This is a genomic window from Mesorhizobium sp. M7A.F.Ca.MR.245.00.0.0, from assembly GCF_003997415.1.
Lineage (GTDB): Bacteria > Pseudomonadota > Alphaproteobacteria > Rhizobiales > Rhizobiaceae > Mesorhizobium.
Map to the genome: position 1 here is coordinate 157,190 of NZ_RZTE01000007.1, position 24,887 is coordinate 182,076.

At 63.9% G+C, this 24,887-nt stretch carries 21 protein-coding genes, 1 pseudogene and 1 riboswitch; of the genes and pseudogenes, 12 read left to right on the plus strand and 10 right to left on the minus strand.

All coding sequences use genetic code 11. From position 1 onward, the window contains the following. Window positions 1-105 (minus strand): annotated as a pseudogene (locus EOB80_RS35230) (thiamine diphosphokinase); the annotation flags it as partial. An 87-nt stretch (window positions 106-192) separates the two neighbouring features. Continuing rightward, a riboswitch (TPP riboswitch) is annotated at window positions 193-307 on the plus strand. A gap of 43 nt (window positions 308-350) precedes the next feature. On the opposite strand from EOB80_RS35230, the gene thiB reads away from it, so the two are divergent. The 4 genes from thiB (at window position 351) to EOB80_RS11215 (ending at window position 5,728) form a co-directional block, all read left to right on the plus strand. Then, a complete protein-coding gene (gene thiB / locus EOB80_RS11195) occupies window positions 351-1,349 on the plus strand; it encodes a thiamine ABC transporter substrate binding subunit (protein ID WP_127327639.1) in 999 nt (332 codons plus the stop codon). A gap of 251 nt (window positions 1,350-1,600) precedes the next feature. Further along, window positions 1,601-3,226: a thiamine/thiamine pyrophosphate ABC transporter permease gene (thiP, locus tag EOB80_RS11205; protein ID WP_127327640.1), complete on the plus strand. Its 1,626-nt coding sequence runs from the start codon at window positions 1,601-1,603 to the stop codon at window positions 3,224-3,226. Beyond that, the gene (gene thiQ, locus EOB80_RS11210; RefSeq protein ID WP_127318662.1) at window positions 3,219-4,001 is read left to right on the plus strand and encodes a thiamine ABC transporter ATP-binding protein; all 783 of its coding nucleotides are present in this window, start codon (window positions 3,219-3,221) and stop codon (window positions 3,999-4,001) included. Before thiP ends, thiQ begins: the two co-directional genes overlap by 8 nt. 257 nt (window positions 4,002-4,258) lie before the next feature. After that, window positions 4,259-5,728: a M48 family metalloprotease gene (locus tag EOB80_RS11215; RefSeq protein WP_127267258.1), complete on the plus strand. Its 1,470-nt coding sequence runs from the start codon at window positions 4,259-4,261 to the stop codon at window positions 5,726-5,728. A gap of 24 nt (window positions 5,729-5,752) precedes the next feature. On the opposite strand, the gene EOB80_RS11220 is transcribed toward EOB80_RS11215, so the two are convergent. After that, complete coding sequence (locus tag EOB80_RS11220) at window positions 5,753-6,616, minus strand: RNA polymerase factor sigma-32 (RefSeq protein ID WP_023814301.1); 864 nt, start codon at window positions 6,614-6,616, stop codon at window positions 5,753-5,755. Window positions 6,617-6,939: 323 nt separating this feature from the next. On the opposite strand from EOB80_RS11220, the gene EOB80_RS11225 reads away from it, so the two are divergent. From EOB80_RS11225 to EOB80_RS11235, 3 genes are all read left to right on the plus strand, one after another. Then, a complete protein-coding gene (locus EOB80_RS11225; protein WP_127267251.1) occupies window positions 6,940-7,713 on the plus strand; it encodes an amino acid ABC transporter substrate-binding protein in 774 nt (257 codons plus the stop codon). 138 nt (window positions 7,714-7,851) lie between these two features. Then, complete coding sequence (locus EOB80_RS11230; protein ID WP_127267252.1) at window positions 7,852-8,532, plus strand: amino acid ABC transporter permease; 681 nt, start codon at window positions 7,852-7,854, stop codon at window positions 8,530-8,532. Further along, a complete protein-coding gene (locus EOB80_RS11235; protein ID WP_127327641.1) occupies window positions 8,529-9,302 on the plus strand; it encodes an amino acid ABC transporter ATP-binding protein in 774 nt (257 codons plus the stop codon). Before EOB80_RS11230 ends, EOB80_RS11235 begins: the two co-directional genes overlap by 4 nt. A gap of 74 nt (window positions 9,303-9,376) precedes the next feature. On the opposite strand, the gene EOB80_RS11240 is transcribed toward EOB80_RS11235, so the two are convergent. The 5 genes from EOB80_RS11240 to EOB80_RS11260 all read right to left on the minus strand — a co-directional run bounded on the left by EOB80_RS11240 (window position 9,377) and on the right by EOB80_RS11260 (window position 16,022). Continuing rightward, complete coding sequence (locus EOB80_RS11240; RefSeq protein WP_013529179.1) at window positions 9,377-9,958, minus strand: CarD family transcriptional regulator; 582 nt, start codon at window positions 9,956-9,958, stop codon at window positions 9,377-9,379. Between the two features lie 367 nt (window positions 9,959-10,325). Continuing rightward, on the minus strand, window positions 10,326-10,664 hold the full coding sequence (gene fdxA, locus EOB80_RS11245) for a ferredoxin FdxA (protein WP_013529180.1): 339 nt from the start codon (window positions 10,662-10,664) through the stop codon (window positions 10,326-10,328). A 234-nt stretch (window positions 10,665-10,898) separates the two neighbouring features. After that, on the minus strand, window positions 10,899-11,285 hold the full coding sequence (locus EOB80_RS11250) for an RNA-binding S4 domain-containing protein (RefSeq protein ID WP_023814308.1): 387 nt from the start codon (window positions 11,283-11,285) through the stop codon (window positions 10,899-10,901). Window positions 11,286-11,301: 16 nt separating this feature from the next. Continuing rightward, window positions 11,302-14,736, minus strand: coding sequence for a helicase-related protein (locus EOB80_RS11255; RefSeq protein ID WP_127327642.1), 3,435 nt, complete (start codon window positions 14,734-14,736; stop codon window positions 11,302-11,304). A gap of 701 nt (window positions 14,737-15,437) precedes the next feature. Further along, entirely contained in the window at window positions 15,438-16,022 is a 585-nt protein-coding gene (locus EOB80_RS11260; RefSeq protein WP_127327643.1) for a TetR family transcriptional regulator, read from the minus strand. A gap of 81 nt (window positions 16,023-16,103) precedes the next feature. Here EOB80_RS11260 and EOB80_RS11265 point away from each other — a divergent pair, with 81 nt between their 5' ends. Further along, on the plus strand, window positions 16,104-17,342 hold the full coding sequence (locus EOB80_RS11265) for an FAD-dependent monooxygenase (protein ID WP_127327644.1): 1,239 nt from the start codon (window positions 16,104-16,106) through the stop codon (window positions 17,340-17,342). A gap of 108 nt (window positions 17,343-17,450) precedes the next feature. Here EOB80_RS11265 and phbB read toward each other — a convergent pair whose 3' ends face one another. Both phbB and EOB80_RS11275 read right to left on the minus strand, forming a co-directional pair. Beyond that, window positions 17,451-18,176, minus strand: a complete 726-nt coding sequence (gene phbB / locus EOB80_RS11270) for an acetoacetyl-CoA reductase (RefSeq protein ID WP_023814310.1) — start codon at window positions 18,174-18,176, stop codon at window positions 17,451-17,453. A gap of 127 nt (window positions 18,177-18,303) precedes the next feature. Then, window positions 18,304-19,482, minus strand: coding sequence for an acetyl-CoA C-acetyltransferase (locus EOB80_RS11275; protein ID WP_127327645.1), 1,179 nt, complete (start codon window positions 19,480-19,482; stop codon window positions 18,304-18,306). A 301-nt stretch (window positions 19,483-19,783) separates the two neighbouring features. Between EOB80_RS11275 and phaR the strand changes: the two genes are divergently transcribed. Further along, the gene (gene phaR, locus EOB80_RS11280; RefSeq protein WP_127327646.1) at window positions 19,784-20,395 is read left to right on the plus strand and encodes a polyhydroxyalkanoate synthesis repressor PhaR; all 612 of its coding nucleotides are present in this window, start codon (window positions 19,784-19,786) and stop codon (window positions 20,393-20,395) included. A gap of 21 nt (window positions 20,396-20,416) precedes the next feature. Here phaR and EOB80_RS11285 read toward each other — a convergent pair whose 3' ends face one another. Then, window positions 20,417-21,556, minus strand: coding sequence for a citrate synthase (locus EOB80_RS11285; protein ID WP_127327647.1), 1,140 nt, complete (start codon window positions 21,554-21,556; stop codon window positions 20,417-20,419). Window positions 21,557-21,648: 92 nt separating this feature from the next. On the opposite strand from EOB80_RS11285, the gene EOB80_RS11290 reads away from it, so the two are divergent. From EOB80_RS11290 to EOB80_RS11300, 3 genes are all read left to right on the plus strand, one after another. Beyond that, on the plus strand, window positions 21,649-22,737 hold the full coding sequence (locus EOB80_RS11290; RefSeq protein ID WP_127327648.1) for a citrate synthase/methylcitrate synthase: 1,089 nt from the start codon (window positions 21,649-21,651) through the stop codon (window positions 22,735-22,737). 186 nt (window positions 22,738-22,923) lie between these two features. Then, entirely contained in the window at window positions 22,924-23,706 is a 783-nt protein-coding gene (locus tag EOB80_RS11295) for a 3-hydroxybutyrate dehydrogenase (protein WP_127327649.1), read from the plus strand. 46 nt (window positions 23,707-23,752) lie between these two features. After that, window positions 23,753-24,886, plus strand: a complete 1,134-nt coding sequence (locus EOB80_RS11300) for a patatin-like phospholipase family protein (RefSeq protein WP_127270167.1) — start codon at window positions 23,753-23,755, stop codon at window positions 24,884-24,886. Window position 24,887 lies beyond the last annotated feature (1 nt).

Below are 24,887 nucleotides of genomic sequence, written 5' to 3' on the forward strand. Positions count from 1 at the left end.
GCCTATGCCGGCGTCGGCGGCGATGACGCGGGAGCCTTCGACCTGACGGTCGAGCCGTGGCGTGCGGATGAGATCGCCGCCAAGCAGGATGGTGAATGTGCTCATATCGTGTGGCCCTTACCAGCCCGGCACGGGAAACGGAAGGCGGCAAACTCCCACTTGCGTGGCGGATCGGCCCGGCCTATGTGTCGAAACGCTCTAACGGGGTGCCGGACGCGATCTTCGCGGACCGGCTGAGAGGCAGTCTCGCCAACCCGCTGAACCTGATCCGGTTTGTACCGGCGGAGGGATTAGACGTTTCGGACAGTCCGACGCCTCAATTCCTTTCAATTCGAACGAAGGAGGCGCCGATGCGCACGCTTTTATACGCTCTTGTTTCAGCAACGGTCGTGGCCTTGTCCGGACCGGCCTTGGCCAAGGACAAGCTCACCGTCTACACCTATGAGAGTTTTACCGCCGACTGGGGCCCGGGTCCCGTGGTGAAGAAGGCGTTCGAGGCCGAATGCGGCTGCGATGTCGAGTTCGTCTCGGTCGCCGACGGCGTCGCGCTGCTCAACCGCGTCAGATTGGAAGGCGCATTGACCAAGGCCGATATCGTGCTTGGCCTCGACACCAATCTCACCGCCGATGCCAAGGCGTCAGGCCTGTTCGCGCCGCATGGCACGGTGGCCGACGTCAATGTACCGGGCGGCTGGAGCGACGACACTTTTGTCCCCTTTGATTACGGCTATTTCGCTGTCGTCTACGACACCGAGAAGCTGAAGAACCCGCCGAAAAGCCTGAAAGAGCTGGTCGAAGGCAGTGCCGACGACAAGATCGTCATCCAGGATCCACGTACCTCGACGCCGGGCCTCGGCCTGCTTCTGTGGGTCAAGTCGGTTTATGGCGACAAGGCGCCGGAGGCCTGGGCCAAGCTCAAGCCGAAGGTGCTGACCGTGACGCCGGGCTGGAGCGAGGCCTATGGGCTGTTCACCAAGGGCGAGGCGCCGATGGTGCTGTCCTACACGACGTCGCCGGCCTATCACATGATCGCCGAGAACACCGGGCGCTACCAGGCCGCCTCCTTCGAGGAGGGCGAGTATCTGCAGATCGAGGTGGCGGGTATCACCACGACGGGAGCCAAGAATCCGCTGGCGGCCAAGTTTATGGCCTTCATGACCGGGCCTAAATTCCAGGATGCCATTCCCGAGACCAACTGGATGTTCCCGGCCGGCAAGACCGACAAGCCGCTCAATCCGGCCTTTGATAAACTGGTCAAGCCGACCAAGACCTTGCTGTTCAGCCCGCAAGAGGTCGCTGCCAATCGCAAGGCCTGGGTCGATGAATGGCTTGCGGTGATGAGCAAGTAGGGCGCGAGCCGCGTCGCATGTTTGCGCCAAGCCGCCCCCCTCTGGCCTGCCGGCCATCTCCCCCTCAGGGGGGGATATCGGCAGCTTTATCGCCTCTCTTAGTCCTGCCACTCTTGAGAATAGCGAAGGCGGCTGAGTGCGCAATCTCCCCCCTTGAGGGGGAGATGTCCGGTAGGACAGAGGGGGGTGGGCTCGGCCTTCGCCAGATATTCCCCTCGATCAATACCCGTCGCAGGGTTGGATAGCGCGAGATGCGTACGCGCCATCCAGCCGATCCCCGCGTCAGCGCCGGCATTGTCGCGCTTGCCGCGATCGCGCTGCTGATCGGCGGCGCGTTTGCCGGCCTGCTTTTCGAGGGCGCCCATGATTTCTCGGGCGCCTGGGCAGCCTTCGATCCCTATCTGCTTCGCGTCATTCGCTTCACGCTCTGGCAAGCGGCGCTCTCGACGCTGCTTTCGGCCATCCCGGCGCTGTTCGTGGCGCGGGCTCTGTCGCGACATCCACGTTTCTTCGGCCGCGCCTTCATCCTGCAGATCTTCGCCGTGCCGTTGGCGCTGCCGGCTATTGTCGCAGCGCTCGGCATTCTGGCGCTTTATGGCCGTGCCGGCTATTTCGCCGGCGTGCTTGCCATGATCGGCGGGGGAAGCTGGCCGGGCATCTATGGCCTGTCCGGCATCCTCGTCGCCCATGTCTTCTTCAACCTGCCGCTGGCGACGCGGCTGTTCCTCGAGGCGCTGCAGACCATACCGGCCGACCAATGGCGGTTGGCGAGCCAACTCGGCATGGCGGCGCGGCCGGCGTTCCGGCTGATCGAATGGCCAACGCTGCGCGCCGCACTGCCCGGCGTCGCCGGGCTTGTGTTCATGCTCTGCATCACATCCTTCACCATCGTGCTGACGCTCGGCGGCGGGCCGGCCGCGACGACGCTGGAGGTCGGCATCTATCAGGCGCTGCGCTTCGATTTCGATCCCGCGCGGGCCGTTACACTGACGCTGTTGCAGATTGCCCTGACCTTTATCGTTGTGCTGGCCCTGACGCGCCTGGGCGCCAATGTGGTCGGCGACACCAATTTGCCGGTCGCGCAACGTCGGTATCTCTCAGTCCATCGGAGCGAGACCTGGTTGAACGCGCTACTCATCATCCTGGCGCTGGTGTTCGTCGTTGGGCCGATGGCGGCAACCGTGATGGCCGGGTTGGGTGCGGATCTCGGCCGGTTGGCCGGTGAGGCCACTGTCCGGCAGGCAACGCTGACCAGCGTGGTGCTGGCCTTCCTGTCGGCACTGCTCTCGGTGATGCTGTCGCTGGCGCTGACCATGGCGCGGCGGGCACTGGCGCTGAACCGCCGTGCCGGCGCAAAGACACTGCTCGAACACGCCGCCGATACAGGCGCCGGCTTTGTCCTTGTCGTGCCGCCGATCGTCGTCGGCGCCGGCTGGTTCCTGTTGCTGCGCCATGCCGGCGATGTCTTTGCCATCGCCCCGGTCATGGTCGTCACCGTCAACGCGGTGATGGCGATGCCGTTCGCCCTGCGCGCCGTGCGTCCCGCCTATGATGCGGCGAGCGAGCGTCACGAACGGCTCTGCGCACAGCTCGGCATTGCGGGCTGGAACCGGCTGATGCTGGTCGACTGGCCGTCGCTGCGGCGCCCGCTCGCCACCGCCTTCGCTTTCGCCATGGCGCTGTCGCTGGGCGATCTCGGTGTCATTGCCCTGTTCGGCAGTGATTCCGTGCAGACATTGCCCTACCTTCTTCTGGCACGGATGGGCAGCTACCGCACCGAGGATGCCGCCGGCCTGGCACTGCTGCTCGGCCTCGTCTGTCTCGCGTTGATCGTGGCGGCGCACTGGCTGGGAAGGGAGAAGGTCCGCGATGCGTGAGAGGGCGGCCAGCAGGCTCGAGAAGGGCGCGCCGGTGCGGCTGGACAAGGTGTCGTTCAGTTATGGTGAGGTGCCACTTGTCTTCGACGTCGAGTTCGCCACGGCGAAGATCACCGCCATCATGGGTCCGAGCGGTTCGGGCAAGTCGACGCTGCTCAATCTGGTCGCCGGCTTCGAGACCCCACAATCGGGCCGCGTGCTGATCGGCGGGGCCGATGTCAGCGCCGAGCCGGCCTCGGCGCGGCCGGTGTCGATGGTGTTCCAGGAGAACAATCTCTTCGCGCATCTTTCCGTCGAGCAGAATGTCGGGCTCGGCCGCTCGCCCTCCCTGGGGCTGACCGAGGCGGACCGCGCCGCGGTCGCCGAGGCGCTTGCGCGCACCGGTCTCGCGGGCAAGGAGAAACGCCTGCCGCGCGAGCTCTCCGGGGGCGAACGCCAGCGCGTCGCACTGGCCCGCGTGCTGGTGCGCGACCGACCGGTGTTGCTGCTCGACGAGCCCTTCGCTTCGCTCGGACCCGCTTTGCGCGACGAGATGCTGGATCTGGTTGCTGCCGTTCATGCCGAACGCGCCATGACGGTGCTATTTGTCACCCACCAGCCCGAGGATGCACGCCGCATCGGCGAGCACATGGTGTTTGTCGACAATGGGTTGGTGGCCGCAACCGGCAAGGCTGATGATTTCTTTACCGGGGCTGGTCCGGAGGCGTTCCGGCGCTATATCGGCGCGGGTGCTGGATATTCCACATCACGCGATGTTGCCCGGAAGCGGACATAATTTACGGTCAAACCGGCTCCAGGCGATGTGGCGTTTGCTTGCCATGACCGGGGGAGTGTGGCTAGGTCGCCCTACCGGTCCGGCACAGGCCGTGATTTGCCTGCAGTATTTGCCGCCCGCCCTAAGGGACGGGCAACGGATGCTGCAGCAGTTTTAGATAGCGCATGACACGTTCCGAAGATCGCCCCCGATTTTCGTGGTCATGCGCCGGGACCCGAAAGGAAGCCGTTCTGGCGATCGGCGCTAACACATTGGGAATGAAACCGCTGGCGCGTTTTCTCGCGCTGGCCGGTTTTGCCGTGGCGTTGGCAAGCTGCCAGATGTTCACGCCGCCGGAAGTTCAGGAATCCGGCTTCCAGCCTTCCGACAAGCCGATCACAGTGGACAATGTCGGCGCCAACAACAAGCTCGCCGAATTGGCCAAGGCGCAGCACCCGCGCATCCTGGCGACTTACGGCGGTGAATATTCCGACCCCAAGCTCGAGCGAATGGTCGCCAAGGTGGTCGGTAGTTTGACGGTGGTGTCCGCCAACCCGACACAGACCTATCGCATCACCATTCTAAATTCGCCCAACGTCAACGCATTCGCGCTGCCGGGCGGTTATCTCTACATCACCCGCGGCCTCCTGGCGCTGGCCAATGATTCGGCCGAGCTTGCCGCTGTCATCGCGCATGAGATGGGCCACGTCACCGCCAATCACGGCCTGCAGCGCCAACAGCTCGAGGCAGAGGAAGGCCTGGCGACCAAGGTGGTTTCCGATGTGCTCGGCGACAGCCCGACCGCCAAGGCGGCGTTGATCCGCGGCAAGCTGAGGCTGGCGCAATTTTCGCGCAACCAGGAGCTGGAAGCCGACGCCATCGGCATCAAGTCGATCGGCGAGGCCGGCTACGATCCTTTCGCCGCAGGCCGCTTCCTTCAATCGATGTCGGCCTATACCGATTTCCGCTCGATCAGCGGCGCCACCGACGCCAGCCTGGACTTCCTGGCCACGCACCCCAACACGCCGCAGCGCATCGATCTGGCGCAGCGCCATGCCCGCCAGTTCGGCGCGCCGGGCGTCGGCACGCGCGACCGCGATTCCTTCCTCGCCGGCATAGACGGCCTGCTGTATGGCGACACGCCCGAGGAAGGCTATGTGCGCGGCGAAACCTTCCTGCACCCGGGCCTTGGCGTGTCGTTCACGGTGCCGGACGGCTTCATCATCGACAATTCGGCGGCAGCGGTGACGGCCACCGGCCCCGGCGACATAGCGATCCGTTTCGATGGCGTTTCCATCGACAAGAACCGGGCGCTGACGGACTATATCCGCAGCGGCTGGGTGGCTGGTCTCGTCGACAGCAGCGTCAAGCAGGAAACCATCAACGGCAATGAGGCGGCGACCGCGCATGCCGGCGCCGAAGGCTGGCAATTCGACATAGCGGTGATCCGCGCCGGCGGCCAGGTCTACCGGCTGCTGACCGCGGCCCCTTCCGCCAGCACGTCTCTGGACACGATCGCCCGTTCGGTAAGCGGCTCGTTCCGGATACTGAGTGCTGCCGAAAAGGCGGCGCTGAAGCCGCTGCACATCCGCGTCGTCACCGTCCAGCCTGGGCAGACGATGGGTTCACTTTCGGCGCAGATGGTCGGCGTCGACCGCAAGCTCGACCTGTTCCGCGTCCTCAACGCGCTGTCGCCCGGTGCCGCCGTTTCGGCCGGCGACAAGGTCAAGATCGTCACCGACAAGTAGGCGCCGCTGGACGCCTGCCGCCGTTCAGGCGGCAGTCGCCATGAACTCCGGATTCTGCTTCACCAATGCGACCTTGAGCTTTTCCATGGCGCGGGCCTCGATCTGGCGGACGCGTTCCTTGGAGATGCCGAGGGTTTCGCCGAGCGCTTCGAGTGTCGCGCCCTCGTCGTTCAGCCGCCGTTCCTCGATGATCCTAAGCTCCCGTGCGTTGAGCGCGCGAAGCGCCTCCCTCAGCCAGAGCGAGCGGCGCGCGACATCGATCTTGTCGCCGACGATCTCGTCGGGCAGCGGATCGTCCGAAATCAGGAAATCCATGCGCTCGGTCGAACCCGCATCGTCGGCAATAGGCATGTTGAGCGAGGAGTCGGGCGCCGAGAGCCGCGAATCCATCATCGCCACATCGGCTTCGGAGACGCCAAGCGCCTCCGACACTTCGCGATAGAGCGTGGCGTTGGAGAGCGGCTCCGTGCCATTCGCCAACCGCGCGCGCAGGCGTCGCAGGTTGAAGAACAGCGCCTTCTGGGCCGAGCTGGTGCCGCCACGCACGATAGACCAGTTGCGCAGGATATAGTCCTGCATCGAGGCGCGGATCCACCATGTCGCATAGGTCGAGAACCGCACCTCGCGCTCCGGCTCGAAGCGGGCGGCGGCCTCGAGCAATCCGACATGACCCTCCTGGACCAGATCGCCGAGCGGCAGGCCGTAATGGCGGAACTTGGAGGCCATGGAAATGACCAGCCGCATATGGGCGACGGTGATTGAGTGCAGCGCGTTCTGGTCGTTGTCCTCTTTCCAGAGCAATGCAAGCCGATGCTCTTCGTCACGCTCGAGGTAGGGAGCCTTCATTGCCGCGCGGACCATGATCCGTCCTGCCGTGTCTTCCATCATGAGGCGCTCCCTGGGTGGTGCGAATGACTTTGCAAAGTTGGCTGCCGCCCGGGTTGAAATGCCGGCGTCGTGCCCTAGAACAGCCAGAACTGCCATGCGCGGGAAAGGTTCCGCGACCGCAGCGGCGCGATTGTGTTGCCTGAAGGATTCTCAGGAGGTCCGAGATGGCTGCGATCACGAGTGAAAAAGCGCCGTTTAGAGAATATGGTTTCATAAACCCGCCGTTTTTGAAATCCTGTTCCTTATTTTTTCGGCTTGCATCTGTCAGTTTCCAGCGCTCACAAATATGCCGGCCAGCCGGCCAAGGACGGGATCACAAAAAAATGAAATGGCTCAAGTCGCTCATTATCGCCGGAACGCTGCAGGCCCTGGCTGTCGCTTCAGGTCATGCCGGCCCCAATCTCGACCAGATCAAGCACGCCGGTGTCATCAAGATCGGCACGGAAGGCACCTATGCGCCGTTCACCTACCATGACACGTCCGGTGCACTGGTCGGCTTCGACGTCGAAATTGCCAAGGCGATTGCCGAGAAGCTTGGTGTCCAGGCCGAGTTCCTCGAAGGCAAGTGGGATGGACTGATCGCCGGCCTCGACGCCAATCGCTACGACGCCGTCATCAATCAGGTGGGCATCACCGATGCCCGCAAAGCCAAGTACGACTTCTCCGATCCCTACATCGCCTCCAAGGCGGTGCTGATCGTGCGCGGCGACAACACCGACATCAAGAGCTTCGCCGATCTCAAGGGCAAGAAGTCGGCGCAGTCGTTGACCTCGAATTTCGGCAAGCTGGCCGAAACGAACGGCGCCGAGCTGGTCGGCACCGATGGCTTCGACCAGTCGATCCAGCTGCTTCTGACCGGCCGCGCCGACGCCACGATCAATGACAGCCTGTCGTTCCTCGACTTCAAGAAGCACAAGCCCGACGCCAATGTGAAGATTGCCGCGCAAGAGGAAAACGCCGACTACTCCGGCGTCATCGTGCGCAAGGGCGATCCGGAGCTGGTCGCCGCGATCAACAAGGCGCTGGCCGACATCAAGGCCGACGGCACCTATAAGAAGATCGCCGACACCTATTTCGGCCAGGATGTTTCGAAGTAATCTACGAGGCGAGCCGCTCCGCGGCCATGAGACACATAGAGCGGCGAGCCGTCTTTGACGGCCCGCCGCTTTTGTCGTGATATGGCAGACGCATTCTCGCCTTGACCAAGCTGCTTCGACCAATCTGGAGGGTCATACGTGCCGCACTGGCTGCAACTGATGCTGGAGTCGCTGCCTTCGCTGCTGTGGGCGGCGCTGATCTTCACCGTGCCGCTGACGCTGTTGTCCTTCGCCTTGGGGCTGGCCGTTGGGTTGGGTGCGGCACTTGCCCGGCTGTTCGGCCCCAAGCCGCTGGTCGCGCTTGTGCGCTTCTATGTCTGGATCTTCCGGGGTACGCCACTTTTGGTGCAGCTGTTCCTCATCTTCTACGGCCTGCCGTCGGTCGGCATCCTGCTCGACGCCTTCACGGCAGCGTTGATCGGATTCACGCTCAACATCGGCGCCTACACGTCGGAAATCATCCGCGCGGCAATAGGCTCGGTGCCGAAAGGCCAGTGGGAAGCCGCCTATTCGATCGGCATGACCTGGGGCCAGGCGATGCGGCGCACCATTCTGCCGCAAGCCGGCCGGGTCGCGGTGCCGCCGCTCTCCAACACCTTCATCTCGCTGGTCAAGGACACGTCGCTGGCCGCCGCCATCACCGTGCCGGAGATGTTCCAGGCGGCGCAGCGCATCGTCGCCACCACCTATGAGCCGCTGATCCTCTATGTCGAGGCGGCGATCCTCTATCTGGCGCTGAGTTCGGTGCTGTCGGCCTTGCAGACGCGGCTGGAGACCCGGCTCAACCGCTATGGCGGCTTCCTGGAGGCGCGCTCATGATCGGCCTCAGCAACATCGAAAAGCGCTTCGGCGACAATCTCGTGTTGAAGGGCGTGACGGTCACCATTGCCGAAGGCAGCGTCACGGCGCTGGTCGGTCCGTCGGGCGGGGGAAAGAGCACCCTGCTGCGCTGTATTAACCTCCTGGAGATCCCGACCTCGGGCACGGTGCGCATTGGCGACGAGACGCTCGAATTCCACCCCGGCGGCAGGGTTCCGGCCAGGGATATCCAGCGCCTGCGGCTGCAGACCGGCATGGTGTTCCAGAACTTCCAGCTGTTTCCGCATCGCACTGCGATCGAGAATGTCATGGAAGGCCTGGTGACGGTGCTGAAGTGGCCGTCTGACAGGGCACGCGAGCGGGCACTGGCTCTGCTGGAGAAGGTCGGGATGGTGCACAAGGCCGACGCTTGGCCAGCGACGCTGTCGGGCGGCCAGCAGCAGCGCGTGGCGATCGCCCGCGCTTTGGCGCCGTCGCCGAAAGTGCTGCTCTGCGACGAGCCGACCTCGGCGCTCGACCCCGAACTGGCGCAAGAGGTGGTCGAGGTGCTTGGCAAGCTCGCCAGCGAAGGCACGACCATGGTGATGGCAACGCATGATCTGCGCCTCGCCTCCAAGATCGCCCAGGAAGTGGTGTTCCTCGATGCCGGCGTCGTCGTCGAGAAGGGGCCGGCCGCGGTGCTGTTCAACAATCCGCAGCAGCAACGGACGAAGCGGTTCATTGCAACGCTGAAGCAGGAGGCTGAGAAGGAAGGCGGCGGCGAGGTGTAACTGCCGTCACGTCCTAGAAAGCGAAAAAACCCGGCGCGAGGCCGGGTTTTTCATGAATTCGAAGGCGAAAAAGATCAGGCAGCTTCTTCCTGCTCGGCCTCTTCATTGTCGGCCTTCGCGCCACGCTTCGGGCCCTTGTTGAGGTTGACCTCGATCAAGCGCACGGCTTCGGTTTCCGACATGCGGTTGACGGCCGCGATCTCGCGAGCCATGCGGTCGAGCGCCGCCTCATAGAGCTGGCGCTCGGAATAGGACTGCTCCGGCTGGTTGTCGGCGCGGTAGAGGTCGCGCACGACTTCCGAGATCGAGATCAGGTCGCCCGAATTGATCTTCGCATCATATTCCTGGGCGCGGCGCGACCACATGGTGCGCTTGACGCGGGCGCGGCCCTGCACGACCTTCAGCGCGCGCTCGACATAATCCTCTTCCGACAGCTTGCGCATGCCGATGGAGGTCGCCTTGGCGACCGGCACCTTCAGGCGCATCTTGTCCTTCGAAAAGTCGATGACGAACAGTTCCAGCTTGTGTCCAGCAACTTCCTGCTCGTCGATCGAGACGATCTGGCCGACGCCGTGCGCCGGGTAGACGATGTACTCGCCGGTCTTGAAACCGTGACGCGCAGCGGTGGACTTCTTCTGCGGGGTGATCGTTGCCATTACGCCCTGAACTCCTTGTTGTGGCACCGGCGTCCTGCCGGTCCGAACTCGCGCGATCGGGGAAGCCGATCGTTAGCCGCACAACAGATGAACCCATCGGAAAAGCCGGACCGGCAAACCGCAACATCGCGACCGCCTGGCCCAGATCGCTCTGGTCCGAATGGGATTTTCACCTTTCAGTGATTTGGGGCGTCTGCGCCATAAATCGACGTTGTGTCACCGGCATGTTTCGCTGATGTAACACAAAAAGTCGGAAGAATCAAGGTTTTGCTGCACACGCGAAGGCCACAGGTCAGCGCCGGCTGTCAAGCCGGTTAATGTGACGTGCGTCTTACCCAGCGTAATACCGGCCTTTGCGGCCGTGTTGTCAATCGCCTTCGCCGGGCTCGGCCGAGAAGTATTTCTCAAACTTGCCGGCCTCGCCGTCGAAGGATTTGGCGTCTGCCGGCGGTTCCTTCTTGGCGGTGATGTTGGGCCATTTCTCGGCGTATTCGGTGTTGACCTGCAGCCATTTGTCGAGGCCGGGTTCGGTGTCCGGCTTGATTGCGTCGGCCGGGCATTCCGGCTCGCAAACGCCGCAGTCGATGCACTCGTCGGGGTGGATGACGAGCATGTTCTCGCCTTCGTAGAAACAGTCGACCGGACAGACTTCGATGCAGTCCATGTATTTGCATTTGATGCAATTGTCGGTCACGACATAGGTCATCGGTCGGCTCCGGGACGTCCCATTTTGTTGGGCTTTTTCCGTCAGGTAACGCCTTTGTCGACCGCTTGCAAGGGTAGCCATTGCGGACGGTGCCGGTGTTTCCGGAATGGAATTCCAGACTGCAGGCCCGGCGGAAGTCAGTCATGTCCCGCAGAGCGTCTGTTTGCCGGGCTCAGTTCTCGCCTCAGGCGTGCCGTTGTCCCAGAACCACTGCGTGTTTTTGGACGCCAGGCATCAATCTTCGCCGAGCAATCGGTCGGTCTGGCGACGTTCCTTCTTGGTCGGGCGGCCGCTGCCGGCCTCGCGCAGCCCCGGAATTGCATCGGGAGGGGCTTCGCCCTTCGGTGCGGGCGGTGGCGACATATCCTCGTAGAGCGTCCGGGCCTCCTCGGCCGGGCCGCGCCGTGCACCGGCACCAAGCACCTTCCAGATGAAGATGCGACGCTCAAGCGTGATGGTCAGGACGTCGCCTGGCTTGACTTGGTCGGAGGCCTGCGCTGCTTTGTCGCGATTGATGCGGACGCGGCCGGCGACGACCAGCTTTGCCGCCAGCGAGCGCGATTTCACGGCGCGTGAGAAGAACAGCCATTTGTCGATGCGCTGGCGGCCTTCGGCAACCATCGAAGCGAGCCGGGTTCTACTTCTTCAGCTGGTCGCGGAGAGCGGCGAGCTTGGCGAAGGGCGAATCCGGATCGAAACGCACCGGGCGCTCCTCGCGCGGCTTCGGCTGGAAGGCCGGCTTGCCGCCTTGCGGGCCACCTTTGCCATCCGGCCTGCCACCCTTCCAGTCGGGACGGCCTTCGCGGCGGTCGGGACGTTCGCCCTGCGGCCTGCCATCACGTCGCTGTTCGCCTTCGGCCTGCGGCTTGGGCTTGAATTTCGAGCGGTCGAAGCGCGGCTTGCCGGCTCCATCGCGCCGTCCTTCATGGGCCGGGCGTTCTCCGGGTGCAGCAGCGGCCGGTGCGCCGGCGGCATCCGCAGGCGCATCGCTTCGGCCGCGCGCTTGTCCGTTGCGCGGGCGATTGTTCCTGCGGTTGTCATCGCGGTTGCGCGGGCGCTGTTCGAAGCGGCCCTGACGCCACAACAGGATGGGTTTTGGTGCTTCGGCTTCCGGCGCGGGTTCGCCGACAGCTGCTTCAGTCACCGCCACAGGTTCGTCCGGCGCGGCGTCCGTTGCGGGCGCGGCATTTGCCGCCAGGTCGGGCGTTGCGGCTTCTTCTGCCGCTGCAACTTCGATCTCGGCAGTCTCAGTCTCTGCCTGCGGCTCAACCGGCGCCGGTTCGGCGACGTCGGGCGCAGCCTCGGCAACAGGCGCTTCGTCTTGCACGGTTTCGACCGGAGCGTCCGCCTGTTCTTCCACGGCAGGCGCAGCAGGTTCCGCTGCGGCGTCGGAGGTGATTTCGGCGGGAATTTCGACCGTGGTTTCCGAAACGGCCACTGCGTCCGATGCCGGCTCCGACCCTTCGACGGCTGCCTCTGCTGCGGCATCCGTTGCCGCGGCTTCCGCCGCTTTGGCCTGCTCGGCTCGTGCAGCTTCTTCCGTCGCTAGTTTCGCCACCGCCGCTTCGCGGGCGGCGTTGTCCTGCGCTTCGAGCCGCGCCTTGACCTCGACGGCCGGCTTGGGCTCGGCACGGTAGCCGAGACCTTTGAGAATTTCTTCCATGTCGTCGGCGGTGGCGCCGAGGATCGACATCATCGGCGGCGTCACCATGAAGGACTGGCCGTCATAGGCGCCGTCCGGGCGCTGGCCGAGGCCGGGCTTCCAGTTGGTCGCCGGACGGATCAGATCCGCCAGCCGTTCCAGTATGTCGATGCGCACGGCGCGACGGCCGAGATTGCGGTAGCCGGCAAGCTTGTAGAACGTCTTGTCGAAAGCAGGGTCGATCACCACCGAGGTGCGACCCGAGGCGAGCGCATGGACCACGTCGCCAAAACCCGGCTTGTCCTTGCCGTCGTTCTTCAGCGCCCACAACAGCGTCACCAGTCCGGCAGGCGCCGGCTTGATCAGCGCCGGCACGAAGACATGGTAGGCGCCGAAGCGCACGCCAAGCCGGCGAAGGGCGGCGCGGCCTTCCTGGTCGAGCGACTTCATCTCCTCGGCGATGTCGCGGCGGTTGATGAGGCCGAAATTCTCGACCAGCTGGAAGGCGATGCCGCGGCCGATGCCGGAAATCTGGTCGGCGTTTTTCAAGTCGACCAGCGGCTTCAGCAGCGACTCGATCTGGAAATTGACGAAACGCTCGGCACGCGCGGCAACCTTGTCGCGCGCCGGGCCGGTCAGTTGTTCGTCGGCCAGCAGCACCAACCGCGGCTTCAGCGCGTCTTCGCCTGATACAAGCGTGCCGATCGGCGCGCCGATCCAGCGCAGCGTGCCGTCCGAGCCGAGCGCGATGTCGCCATTGGCCGAGGCGCCGAAGCGTTCGGCGCGCGATTCGAACTCGGCGGCCAGCGCCTTCTGGGCAGCGGTGCGCACCGCCTTGGCGTCTTCGCCGCCGGCGGTCTGGTCGGCGGTGAAGCGGAACCCTTGCAACTCGCCGACATGGTGGCCTTCGACAAGGACGGTTCCGGTAGGGCTAATTTCGGCTTCAGGCATGGTATTTTCTCTAAGGCGCCGCATGAGGACGGAAGTCCTGCGGTCTACGAAGCGTTTCGTCAACCGCTCATGCAGCGCATCCGACAATCTGTCTTCGATTTCGCGCGTCTTTTCCTGCCAGTGTGCCTGATCGGCCAGCCAGCCGGGCCGGTTCGACACGAATGTCCAGGTGCGGATCTGGGCTATGCGATGCGACAGCGTGTCAATGTCGCCCTCGGTGGTGTCGGCGCGGCGCACCTGCTCGGCCATGTAATTCTCGTCGACATGGCCGTGGCGTGCGAGGTCCGTGTAGATCGAGGCAATGAGGTCGGCATGCTGCGCCGGCGCGATCCTGCGGTAGTCGGGCAGCGCGCAGGCTTCCCACAGCAGCGCCACGCGCTTGGCATTGGTGGTGAGCGCGCGAATGTCCTCGTCGCGCGATAGATGCTCGAGCGCCTGTGCATCGACGGCAGGCAATGCCCGCGTAAGTCCCTCGACCGGAGCGTTGGTCTCGATCGAGCGCTTCAGCGCGTCGAGGCTGGCAAAGTCGAAATGCGCGGTGCGCCACTGCAGCACCTTCACCGGATCGAAATCGTGGCCTTCGATCTTCTTGATCAGCTCTTCGTCGAGCGGGTCGACCTGGCCGGTGACACCGAAGGTGCCGTCGCGCAGATGCCGGCCGGCGCGGCCGGCGATCTGGCCGAGCTCGGCCGCGGTCAGGTTGCGGTACTGGAAGCCATCGAACTTGCGGTTCTGGGCGAAGGCGACGTGGTCGAGATCGAGATTTAGACCCATGCCGATGGCGTCGGTGGCGATGAGGTAGTCGACATCGCCGGACTGGAACAGCGCCACCTGAGCGTTGCGGGTGCGCGGCGAGAGCGCGCCGAGCACGACGGCGGCACCGCCCTGCTGGCGGCGGATCAGCTCGGCAATGGCGTAGACCTCGTCGGCGGAGAAGGCGACGATTGCCGTGCGCCGCGGCAGGCGGGTCAGCTTCTTGGAGCCGGCATAGGCAAGATGCGACAGCCTCGGCCGCGTCACCACCGAGACACCCCTCAGCAGGCGCTGCAGGATACCGTGCATGGTGGCGGCACCCAGTAGCAGCGTCTCCTGGCGGCCGCGCAGGTGCAGGATGCGATCGGTGAAGATGTGGCCGCGCTCGAGGTCACCGGCGAGCTGCACCTCGTCGATGGCGACAAAGGCGGCGTCGGTCTCGCGCGGCATGGCCTCGACGGTGCAGACCGAATATCTGGCGCCCGGCGGCTGGATCTTTTCCTCGCCGGTGATCAGCGCAACCTTGTGGGCGCCGACCTTTTCGCAGACGCGGGCGTAGACCTCGCGCGCCAGAAGTCTGAGCGGCAGGCCGATGATCCCACTCTCATGCGCCACCATGCGCTCGATGGCGAGATGGGTCTTGCCGGTGTTGGTCGGCCCGAGCACGGCGGTCACGTCGCGGCCCGACAGGATCAGCGGCTCTGTGTGTTTGGGCTGGATGTTCATCAACCTAGAATAAGGCTTCCGGGACCTGGAAATAAGGCTTCTGGCCTCTGGTTGTCGGGAGCGTGCCTCAAATGGCGCGTATGACAGGCGACACATAGGGATTTCGGGCGCGAAGCGAAAGCGGAATGTTCCGCCGGCGGCGAGAAGGTGGTTTTGTCAAGCTTCCAATCGGCTGCGGATTAACGGATAGAACGAGTCTGGAACGAATCGGCGACGAATCAGTGACTCCTGCAGATTCAGCTTTTGTTCACGGCTACATGTGGATTTCGCGGCCGCGAGTCGCACCACATGCTGAATCGCTGAACTGGCCCGTTTCATGCTAAGAGGGTGTTGCCGTTAACCTTTGCCTGGAAACAATCACGGTGCCTAGGCGCGCCTCGACCAACATGATGAAATCGTTGATCTTTCTTAACCTGCGTTAAGCAGTTGGGCAGGCGATTCCGGCTGTCGTCGTTAACGTTCGGCTCATAGCCGGAACGAATCGGCGACGAATCAGCGATGGCGTGATTTTCCCGATTTGTTCACCCCAATATCTTGTGTTGTGAACAGCTTATCCACCGAGAATCCACAGGTTACGAAGCAGCTTTCGCACAGGGCGGCGGGTGGCTGTTAACCTCCGCGTGCCGCTTCGGCACAGATTGGTTGCATGCTTTGGCTAGGTGCAGCCGCCGCATGTTGACCGGTCCGGCCGGACCGCTGGTTCAGGCCGTGTCCTCTCCAGTGGCATAGCGTTGCAGCGCAGGGCCGACGTTCCGGATGATCTCGTCGTGTGACAGAGCGACGACGGGCGGTAGCCGCAGCACATATCGGCACATCGCCAAACCCAGCAACTGGCTCGAAATGAGCCCGGCCCTTCGACCGGCGTCGGCGAGATCGCCGACCGCCGCAACCACCGGCCTCACCTGGTTGGCGAATATCTCGCGCATTTTTTCAGCGGCGAATTCGTTCGACGCCGCGGAACGCAGCAGAATTGCCATGCCGGGTCCGCTGGCCGGGCCTTCCCAGACTTCGAGAAACCGCCTGATCAAAGTTTCGCCGACGGTGGCCGGGTCGATCACCCGAAGTGCCGGCAGTTGCAGGTCGACGAGTGCCGCCCGGGCGAACAATTCGTCCTTGCTGCGGAAGTAGCGGATCACCATGGCCGGATCGATCGAGGCGCGGGTCCCGACATCGCGGATCGACGCGCCGTCATAGCCGTGCTCGGCAAACAGATCTCTGGCGGCATCCAGGATTTGCCCTCGGGTGCGATCCGACTTGCTCGGCTTTTTCGAATGATTCGTGCTCATGAAAATCAAATATCAACGAGCGTTGACAAACTCAAGCATCCAAGATAAAAGTCACCAATCGTTGACAAACGGAGAGAGAAAATGCTGCCTGATACCACGGAAGTCCTGGTCATAGGCGCCGGCCCGACCGGCCTGGCGCTGTCCATTGCCCTGCATCAGGCAGGCGTCGATCACGTCGTGGTCGACCGCCTCGCCGAAGGCCTCAACACCTCACGTGCCGGAGTGATCCACGCGCAGACGCTGGAGACACTCGAGCCGCTTGGCGTCACGGGGCGGCTGGTCGAACTCGGCCTGAAGCTTGACAACTTCGCCATACGTGATCGCGACCGGGTCCTAATCAACCTCGATTTCTCGAGCCTGCCCTCGGCGTATCCCTACGTGCTGATGATTCCGCAGAACCTAACCGAGAAGGTCCTCACTGAGCGCATCGCCGGGTTGGGCGGTGTCGTCCATCGCGGCGTCGAGGCGAAGGAGGTATTGCAGGGGGTCGATGGCGCACACGTCACGGTCGTCCAGAATGGTCGCGAAAAGACGATCTCGGCGCGTTACGTCGTCGGTGCGGACGGCATGCACAGCGTGGTACGCGAGGCCGCCGGCATAGGCTTCGATGGCGAGGCCTATGCAGGGTCTTTTGTACTCGCCGACGTGCGCCTTGACTGGCCGCTCGGGCCAACGGAGGTGTCGCTGCTGTTCTCCCCGGCCGGACTGGTCGTCGTCGCGCCACTGCCGGACGGATCATATCGCATCGTAGCGACCATGGATGAGGCGCCTGAGCGGCCTGGCACTGCCGACATTCAGGCGCTGCTCGACAGTCGCGGCCCGTCGGCCAGCCCGGCGCAGGTGCTCGACCTGACCTGGAGTACACGGTTCCGCGTGCATCACCGCCTTGCCAAGTCCTACCGCCAGGGGCACCTGTTCGTCATGGGCGACGCCGCCCATGTGCACAGCCCGGCCGGCGGCCAAGGCATGAACACCGGCCTGATCGATGCCGTGGTGCTGGGAGAACTGCTCGGCGACGTGATCAACGGTGTCCGCCCGGAAAGCGAACTCGACCTCTACGAGACGCTTCGGCGTCCCGCGGCACAAGAGGTGATCGAACTGGCGGGCAGGCTGACAGGCATGGCGCTTGTCCGCACACCGCTGCGGCGCGTCTTGCGCAATTTCGTGCTCGGCGTCGTCAACATGATGCCGTTCGTCAAGCGCAGGATCTCGATGAAATTGTCAGGTCTCAGCCGGGCCGAGATGGCGAAGCTGCCGGCGTCGTCGCGGCCGGGCGTGCGCAAGCAGGCGGTGAGACGCGAGTTCAAGCTGGTCGCCTGAGCTCGAGGCGCCGGACAACTTCCGGCGCTGTATCGGAGCAGTTGCGTCTAAAGATGAACGTGCCGGCGACACCGCCGGCACGTGCACATTCAAGCCACGTGGTTGTCGTCAGGCGAAGTATTGGCCACCGTTGGCCGTGATGGTCGAGCCGGTGATGAAGCCTGCATCTTCGGATGCGAGGAAGACGACGCAGCGCGCGATTTCTTCCGGTTCGCCGAGGCGGCCGACGGGGATTTGCGGGATGATGCGGTCGTTGAGCACCCTCTCGTCGATCGCCTTGACCATCTCGGTGGCGATGTAGCCAGGGCAGATGACGTTGACGGTGATGCCCGCGCGAGCTCCCTCTTGAGCGAGGGCTTTGCTGAAACCGATGTCGCCAGCCTTCGCGGCGGAATAGTTGACCTGGCCGGCCTGGCCTTTCTGGCCGTTGATCGACGAGATGGTGATGACGCGGCCGAACTTGCGGTCGCGCATGCCGCTCCACAGCGGATGCGTCATGTTGAAGACGCCGGAAAGGTTGGTGTCGATGACCTCTTTCCACTGCTCGCGCGTGATCTTGTGGAACATGGCGTCGCGGGTGATGCCGGCATTGTTGACCAGCACCGAGACCGGGCCGAGATCGGCCTCGACCTGCTTGATGCCGGCGGCGCAGGAATCATAGTCGGCGACCGACCATTTGTAGACCGGAATGCCGGTCTCGGCCTTGAATTTCGCCGCTGCGGCGTCATTGCCGGCGTAGTTCGCGGCAACCGAATAGCCGACGGTCTTCAATGCGATCGAGATCGCCGCGCCGATGCCGCGCGATCCGCCTGTGACGATTGCTACCTTGGTCATGCGTGTTCCCTCCCTTTGGTCGGGAGAGCGAATAGGGAGTAGCGAATAGCGAGTAGGAATCTACGTCCCGTCGCGCTGACGCAATTCTTCCCTATTGACTACTCCCTATTTGCTACTCACTTCTTTTTCAGAGTGCTTCGATGCACATGGCGACGCCCATGCCGCCGCCGATGCACAGGGTAGCGAGGCCTTTCTTGGCGCCGCGCCGGCGCATCTCGAAGACCAGTGTGTTGAAGACACGGGCGCCGGAAGCACCGATCGGGTGGCCGATGGCGATGGCGCCGCCATTGACGTTGACGATCGAGGGATCCCAGCCCATGTCCTTGTTGACGGCGCAGGCCTGCGCGGCAAAGGCCTCGTTGGCCTCGACTAGGTCGAGATCGCCGACCGACCAGCCGGCCTTTTCCAAGGCCTTGCGCGATGCTGGGATCGGGCCGGTGCCCATGATCTGCGGATCGACGCCGGCGGTTGCCCAGGACACGATGCGTGCCAGCGGGGTGATGCCGCGCCTCACCGCTTCCGCCTCGCTCATCAGCAGCGCGCCGGCGGCACCGTCATTGATGCCGGAGGCGTTGGCGGCGGTCACCGTGCCGTCCTTGTCGAAAGCCGGTTTCAGCTTGGTCATGGCGTCGAGCGTGGCGCCGTGGCGGATGTATTCGTCCTGGTCGACAATGGTGTCGCCCTTCTTGCCCTTGAGTGTGACGGCGACGATCTCGTCCTTGAACTTGCCGGCCTTCTGCGCGGCCTCGGCCTTGTTTTGCGAGGCGAGCGCGAACTGGTCCTGGTCTTCGCGGGTGATCTGGAACTGACGCGCGACGTTTTCGGCGGTGTTGCCCATGTGATAGCCGTTGAAGGCGTCCCACAGCCCGTCCTTGATCATGGTGTCGATCAGCTTGAAGTCGCCCATCTTGACGCCGGCGCGCAGGTGCTGGGCATGCGTCGAAAGCGACATCGATTCCTGGCCGCCGGCGATGATCACCTTGGCGTCGCCGATGGCGATCTGCTGCATGCCGAGCGCAATGGCACGCAGGCCCGAGCCGCAAACCTGATTGAGGCCCCAGGCTGTGGTTTCCTTGGGCAGGCCGGCATTGATCGATGCCTGGCGGGCCGGGTTCTGGCCTTGCGCGGCGGTCAGCACCTGGCCGAGGATGACCTCATCGACCTCGCCTGGTTCGACACCGGCACGCGACAGCAATTCCCTGATGACGACGGCGCCGAGTTCATGCGCCGAGGTGGCGGCGAAGGCGCCGTTGAAGGAGCCGACCGGCGTGCGCGCCGCACTGGCAATGACGATGGAAGCGGACATTTTCTTCTCCAGACTTCAAGGGTGTCGTTCAGTCGTTAGGGACTTTTCTTGCCCTTTCCCAACCCCAAGTCAAACCGGAAATGGGCATGGCGCCCATGCGCTGCAAGCAGGCCGTGCCTTGCCGTGGCGACCATTCGTCCATTGCTGCGCAGCATATTTTGCCTGCTATGCAGCATTTAGTGATCCCGCACTGCACAAACTGCTTGGAATTGTGAAGCTTTTGCGCATATCCTCAAAAAAAAGGCACAATCGTTATCGGCGGCTTGCTCAGAGGCGCGCCGGTGTCCCCGGGAGGATGTAGATGGCCGCTAAAGACGATCCGATCATCATCAAGAAATACGCCAATCGCCGCCTCTACAACACCGGCACCAGCACCTATGTGACGCTCGAGGACCTCGCCGAGATGGTCAAGAAGGGCGAGGAGTTCACCGTCCAGGACGCCAAGACCGGCGACGACATCACGCATCCGGTGCTGACACAGATCATCTTCGAACTGGAGAACAAGGACGGGCAAAACATGCTGCCGATCCCGTTCCTGCGCCAGCTGATCGCCTATTATGGCGACCAGATGCAGATGATCGTGCCGAGCTTCCTCGAACAGTCGATGCTTGCCTTTTCCAAGGAGCAGGAGCGCTTTCGCGATCAGATGAAGGGGGCGATCGGCAAGTCGCCGCTCGACATGATGAAGATCACCACGCCGATCAAGGCGCTGGAGGAACAGACACGCCGCAACATGGAAATGTTCCAGAATGCGATGCGGCTGTTCACGCCGTTCCCGCCCGCCGGCACCGCGCCAGCCGCCGCGCCGTCGCCCGAGCCGGCCAGGAAGGAAACGTCAGAAAAACCCGACGATCTTCAGGAACTGAAGGACCAGATCGCGGCCATGCAGCGCAAGCTCGACACGATGTCCTGAGCGCTTGGCGCTCTTGCACCCCTACACCAGCACGCCCTCATAGCGGCCGCGCGGCCTGATGACACTTCCGCTTGTTATCTGTTCGACCGTGTGCTCGGCCCAGCCGACGCTGCGTGCGAGCGCAAACAGGCGAAACGGCGCATCGCGCGGCAAGCCAAGGCTGCGCGTCAGCGCTGCCAGCCCAAAGTCGATGTTGGGAAGCGCGCCGGTCGCGGCAAGGGCAGCATCGCGCAGCGACGATAGTGTGCCGTCAACCTCGATCACCGACAGCAGCGCGGCGCCCCGGGGATCGCCGTCGGGATAGAGCTGATGACCGAACCCCGGCAATGGCCGGTCGTGGCTGAGCCAGCGCCGGATCGTCGCATCGGCGCCATGTCGGGCCGCATCGTCGGCCAGTTGCATCACCGCCTCGCCGGCGCCGCCATGGCGAGGACCGGACAGCGTCGCGAGCCCGGCCAGCAGGCAAGCGGCCAGCGGCGCGCCGGTCGAGGCTGCGACGCGCGCGGCGAAGGTCGACGCATTCAGTTCATGATCGGCAAGCAGGACAAGCGCGCGGCGGATCGCATTGGCGCCGCCGGCGTCCACCGACCAGGCCTGCGCCAGCCGCTGATGGACGGGATCTGGTCCTGCCGGTGCGCCCAGCGCGGCGACCAGCACGCCGACAGCGTGCGCGGCATCGGCATGCAGCGAGGCCCGGTTGCGCCCAAGCGACGGGCGCCCTTGGCCGGCAAGCACGGCAAGTTGCGCAAAAGCCGAGGCCCGGCCGGCTTGATGGGGCACATCCGGCGACGGTGCTTCGAATGCCACCGGTTCCGGCAGAGCCCAGAGAATGGCGGCGGCTTCTTCCAGTGTGGCGTGCCCGGAGAGCACTGCGGCGTCCTGCCCGCGATAGATGAGCCGACCGTGCGAGACGGTCGAAATCGCCGTTGCGATCGAGGGTTCGCCCCAGGCAATGGCGCTTTCAGCGATGACTGATGGGCTCCGTCCGCGCGCCCGGCGGGTCGCCAGTGCGGCGATATCGTCGGCGCGGTACTGGCTGCGGCGCGGATCGGCGCGGTCGGGCCGCATGCCGATGCGCCCACGGCTGACATAGGCGTACAGCGTCTGCGCCCGCACCTTGAGGCGCTCAAGCGCCTCTTCCCGGGACAACCACTCGGACATATCGAGCCCTGATATTGATTATATTGATCAAGATTGATGGAAACGTTGCCCATCTCTATCTCCGATCCGGAAATGCTTCAAGGAGACAGGCTATGGCGAATAGGCTCGATGATGTGGTGGCGGCGGAAACCGTGCTTTCCGATGTGGATGGTCTTGGTGGCCGTCTGACGATCCGAGGTCATTCGCTGCCGGAGCTGGCCGGCCGCTTGAACTATGCCCAGGTGATGCGGTTGCTGCTCGACGGCTTCTTCGACGACCTTCCCGATGAGGCGCAACTGACGCGGGCACTGGGCCAGGCACGCGCTGAGGTGTTCGAACGGCTCTTGCCCTCGCTGCCCCTGCTGGCGTCGCTCGATGTTTACAGCGCCATGCGCGCCGGCATGGCGCTGCTGCCGGACGGCGAGACCTTGACCGATGCCTTGCTGCTCATCGCAGCGCCCGCCGTGCTGACGCCGGCCCTGCTGCGCCTGCAGCGCGGCGAGCAGCCGATCGCGCCGGACAGCCGCGCCGATCATGCCGCCGACATGCTGAGGATGCTGAGCGGCAGCGTCGCCTCGACGGCGCTGGCGAAGGCGCTCGATACCTATCTCGTGACCGTCTGCGATCATGGCCTCAATGCATCGACCTTTGCGACGCGCGTGGTGGCCTCGACGCAGGCCGGCCTGACATCCTCCGTGCTGGCCGGGCTCGGCGCGCTAAAGGGGCCGCTGCATGGCGGGGCGCCCGGTCCGGTGATCGAGATGCTGGATGCGATCCAGGCGCATGGCGATGCCGCCGGCTGGCTTCGCGACAAGATCTCGCACGGCAGGCGCATCATGGGTTTCGGGCACCGCATCTACCGTGTGCGCGATCCGCGCGCCGACGTGCTGAAGGCCGTCGTGCGGCAACTCGGCGGCGAGGGCGAAACCGGCCGCCGGCTGGCATTCGCGGAGACAGTGGAACAGGTAGCGCTCGACGTGCTGCGGATCGCCAAGCCGTCGCGCTCGCTGCAGACCAATGTCGAGTTCTACACCGCGCTGCTGTTGGAGGCGGCGGGTTTTCCGCCACAAACCTTCAGCAATGTCTTTGCCACCGGGCGCGTCGCCGGCTGGATCGCGCATGCGCGCGAACAGCAGACGACCGGGCGGCTGATCCGCCCGCAGTCGCGCTATGTCGGGCCGGTGCCGGAGCTGGCTGCCTGAGGCTTATCGGCGCCTGGCGAGCGACCGGCGATCCAAACGATATCCTCCTGGTGAGCGGCCGTGTGGCCGCTCATGACGAAAATTTCATCTCCTCAAAAATTCTGGCCGCTGTTATTGCGTCGCATTGAGCATATATGCTGCAGTGCAACATAAGCTCGCTCTTGCCGCAACCAGAGGACTCCGCCCTTGGCCGCCAGAAAAACCGCAGTCATCACCGGCTCCACATCGGGCATTGGCCTGGCCATCGCCCAGGCGTTGGCGGCCGAAGGCCATAATGTCGTCGTCAACTCTTTCTCCGACACGGCCGCCGACCACGCCATCACTGATGCGATCGCCAAACACCACGGGGTGAAAACCGCCTACATCAAGGCGGACATGTCGAAACCGGCGGAATGCCGGGCGCTTGTCGCCAAGGCGGCTGAGACATTCGGATCGGTCGATATCCTCGTCAACAATGCCGGCATCCAGCATGTCGCGCCGGTTGAGGACTTTCCGATCGAGAAATGGGACGCCATCATCGCCATCAACCTGTCGTCGGCGTTCCACACCATTGCAGCCGCGACCCCGCTGATGAAGGAGGCCGGCGGTGGCCGGATCGTCAACATCGCCTCGGCGCACGGCCTGGTCGCGTCGCCGTTCAAATCGGCCTATGTCTCGGCGAAGCATGGCATCATGGGTTTGACCAAGACCGTTGCGCTCGAACTGGCGCGTGAAAAAATTACCTGCAACGCCATCTGCCCCGGATATGTGCTGACGCCGCTGGTCGAGGCGCAGATCCCCGACCAGATGAAAGCCCATCAGATGGATCGCGAGACCGTCATCCGTGAGGTTATGCTGGACAAGCAGCCGACCAAGGAATTCGTCACGGTGGAGCAGATCGCGGCAGCGGCGGTGTTCCTGTGCTCGGACGCGGCAGCGCAGATCAACGGCACGCATCTCTCGGTCGATGGCGGCTGGACCGCCGCGTGAGGCGCAAAATCTTCTCATCTATCCAAAACGAACCAAGGACGACGCCATGACCAAAAACGGCAAGGCGGAGGAGACAAAGAAGAAGATCAACATCGCGCTTCAGGGCGGCGGCTCGCACGGGGCCTTTTCCTGGGGTGTGCTCGACCGCCTGCTGGAGGACGGACGGCTGGAAATATCAGCAGTGTCCGGCACCAGCGCCGGCGCCATGAACGCAGTGGCGCTGGCCGACGGATATGTGCGCGGAGGTGTCGAGGGAGCGCGGCAGAAACTTGACGATTTCTGGCGCGCGGTGGCGGCCAAGGGCCGGTTCAGCCCGGTACACCGCATGCCGTGGGATGTCGCCTGGGGCAACTGGTCGATCGAGAATACGCCTGGCTATGTCTTCTTCGACACCATGTCGCGGGTGTTCTCGCCCTATGTCGCCAATCCGCTCGGCTTCAACCCGCTGCGCGACGTGGTTCAGCAGGAGATCGATTTCGACAATGTCCGCGCCTGCAAGTCGATGGAACTGTTCATCTCGGCGACCAATGTCGAGACCGGACAGTTGCGCGTCTTTTCCGATGGCGAGATCGACCTCGACACGGTGATGGCCTCGGCCTGCCTGCCGCAACTGTTCCGTGCTGTCGAGATCAAGGGGGTGCCCTATTGGGATGGCGGCTATGGCGGCAACCCGGCGCTTTATCCGTTCTTCAAGACGGCTGCGACCGAGGACGTGCTTCTGGTGCAGATCAATCCGGTGGTGCGGGAGGGAACACCAAGAAGCGCCAACGAGATCCAGAACCGCATCGACGAGATCGCCTTCAACGCCGGGTTGCTGCGCGAATTCCGCTCGATCGCCTTCGTCAAGGAACTGATCGCCGCCGGCCGTCTGCCGCATGGCGAGTATCGCGACATCCGCATGCACCGCATCGATGCCGACGAGGCGTTCAAGGACCTGTCGGCGTCCTCGAAGGTCAACGCCGAATGGGCGTTTCTGACCTACCTGCGTGATCTCGGCCGCACCGCCGCCAGCGACTGGCTGGAAGAGAATTACGAGGCCGTCGGCAAGCGACCGACGCTCGATCTCTCCGGCGAACTCGATGACGGCTTCAAGCCGGTGCGCGGTCCGGCACCCGGCCGGCGGGTCAAGGAATTTCTTGCGGCGCGCAAGAACCCGGAGGCAGAGCGCCGGCGCGCCTGAG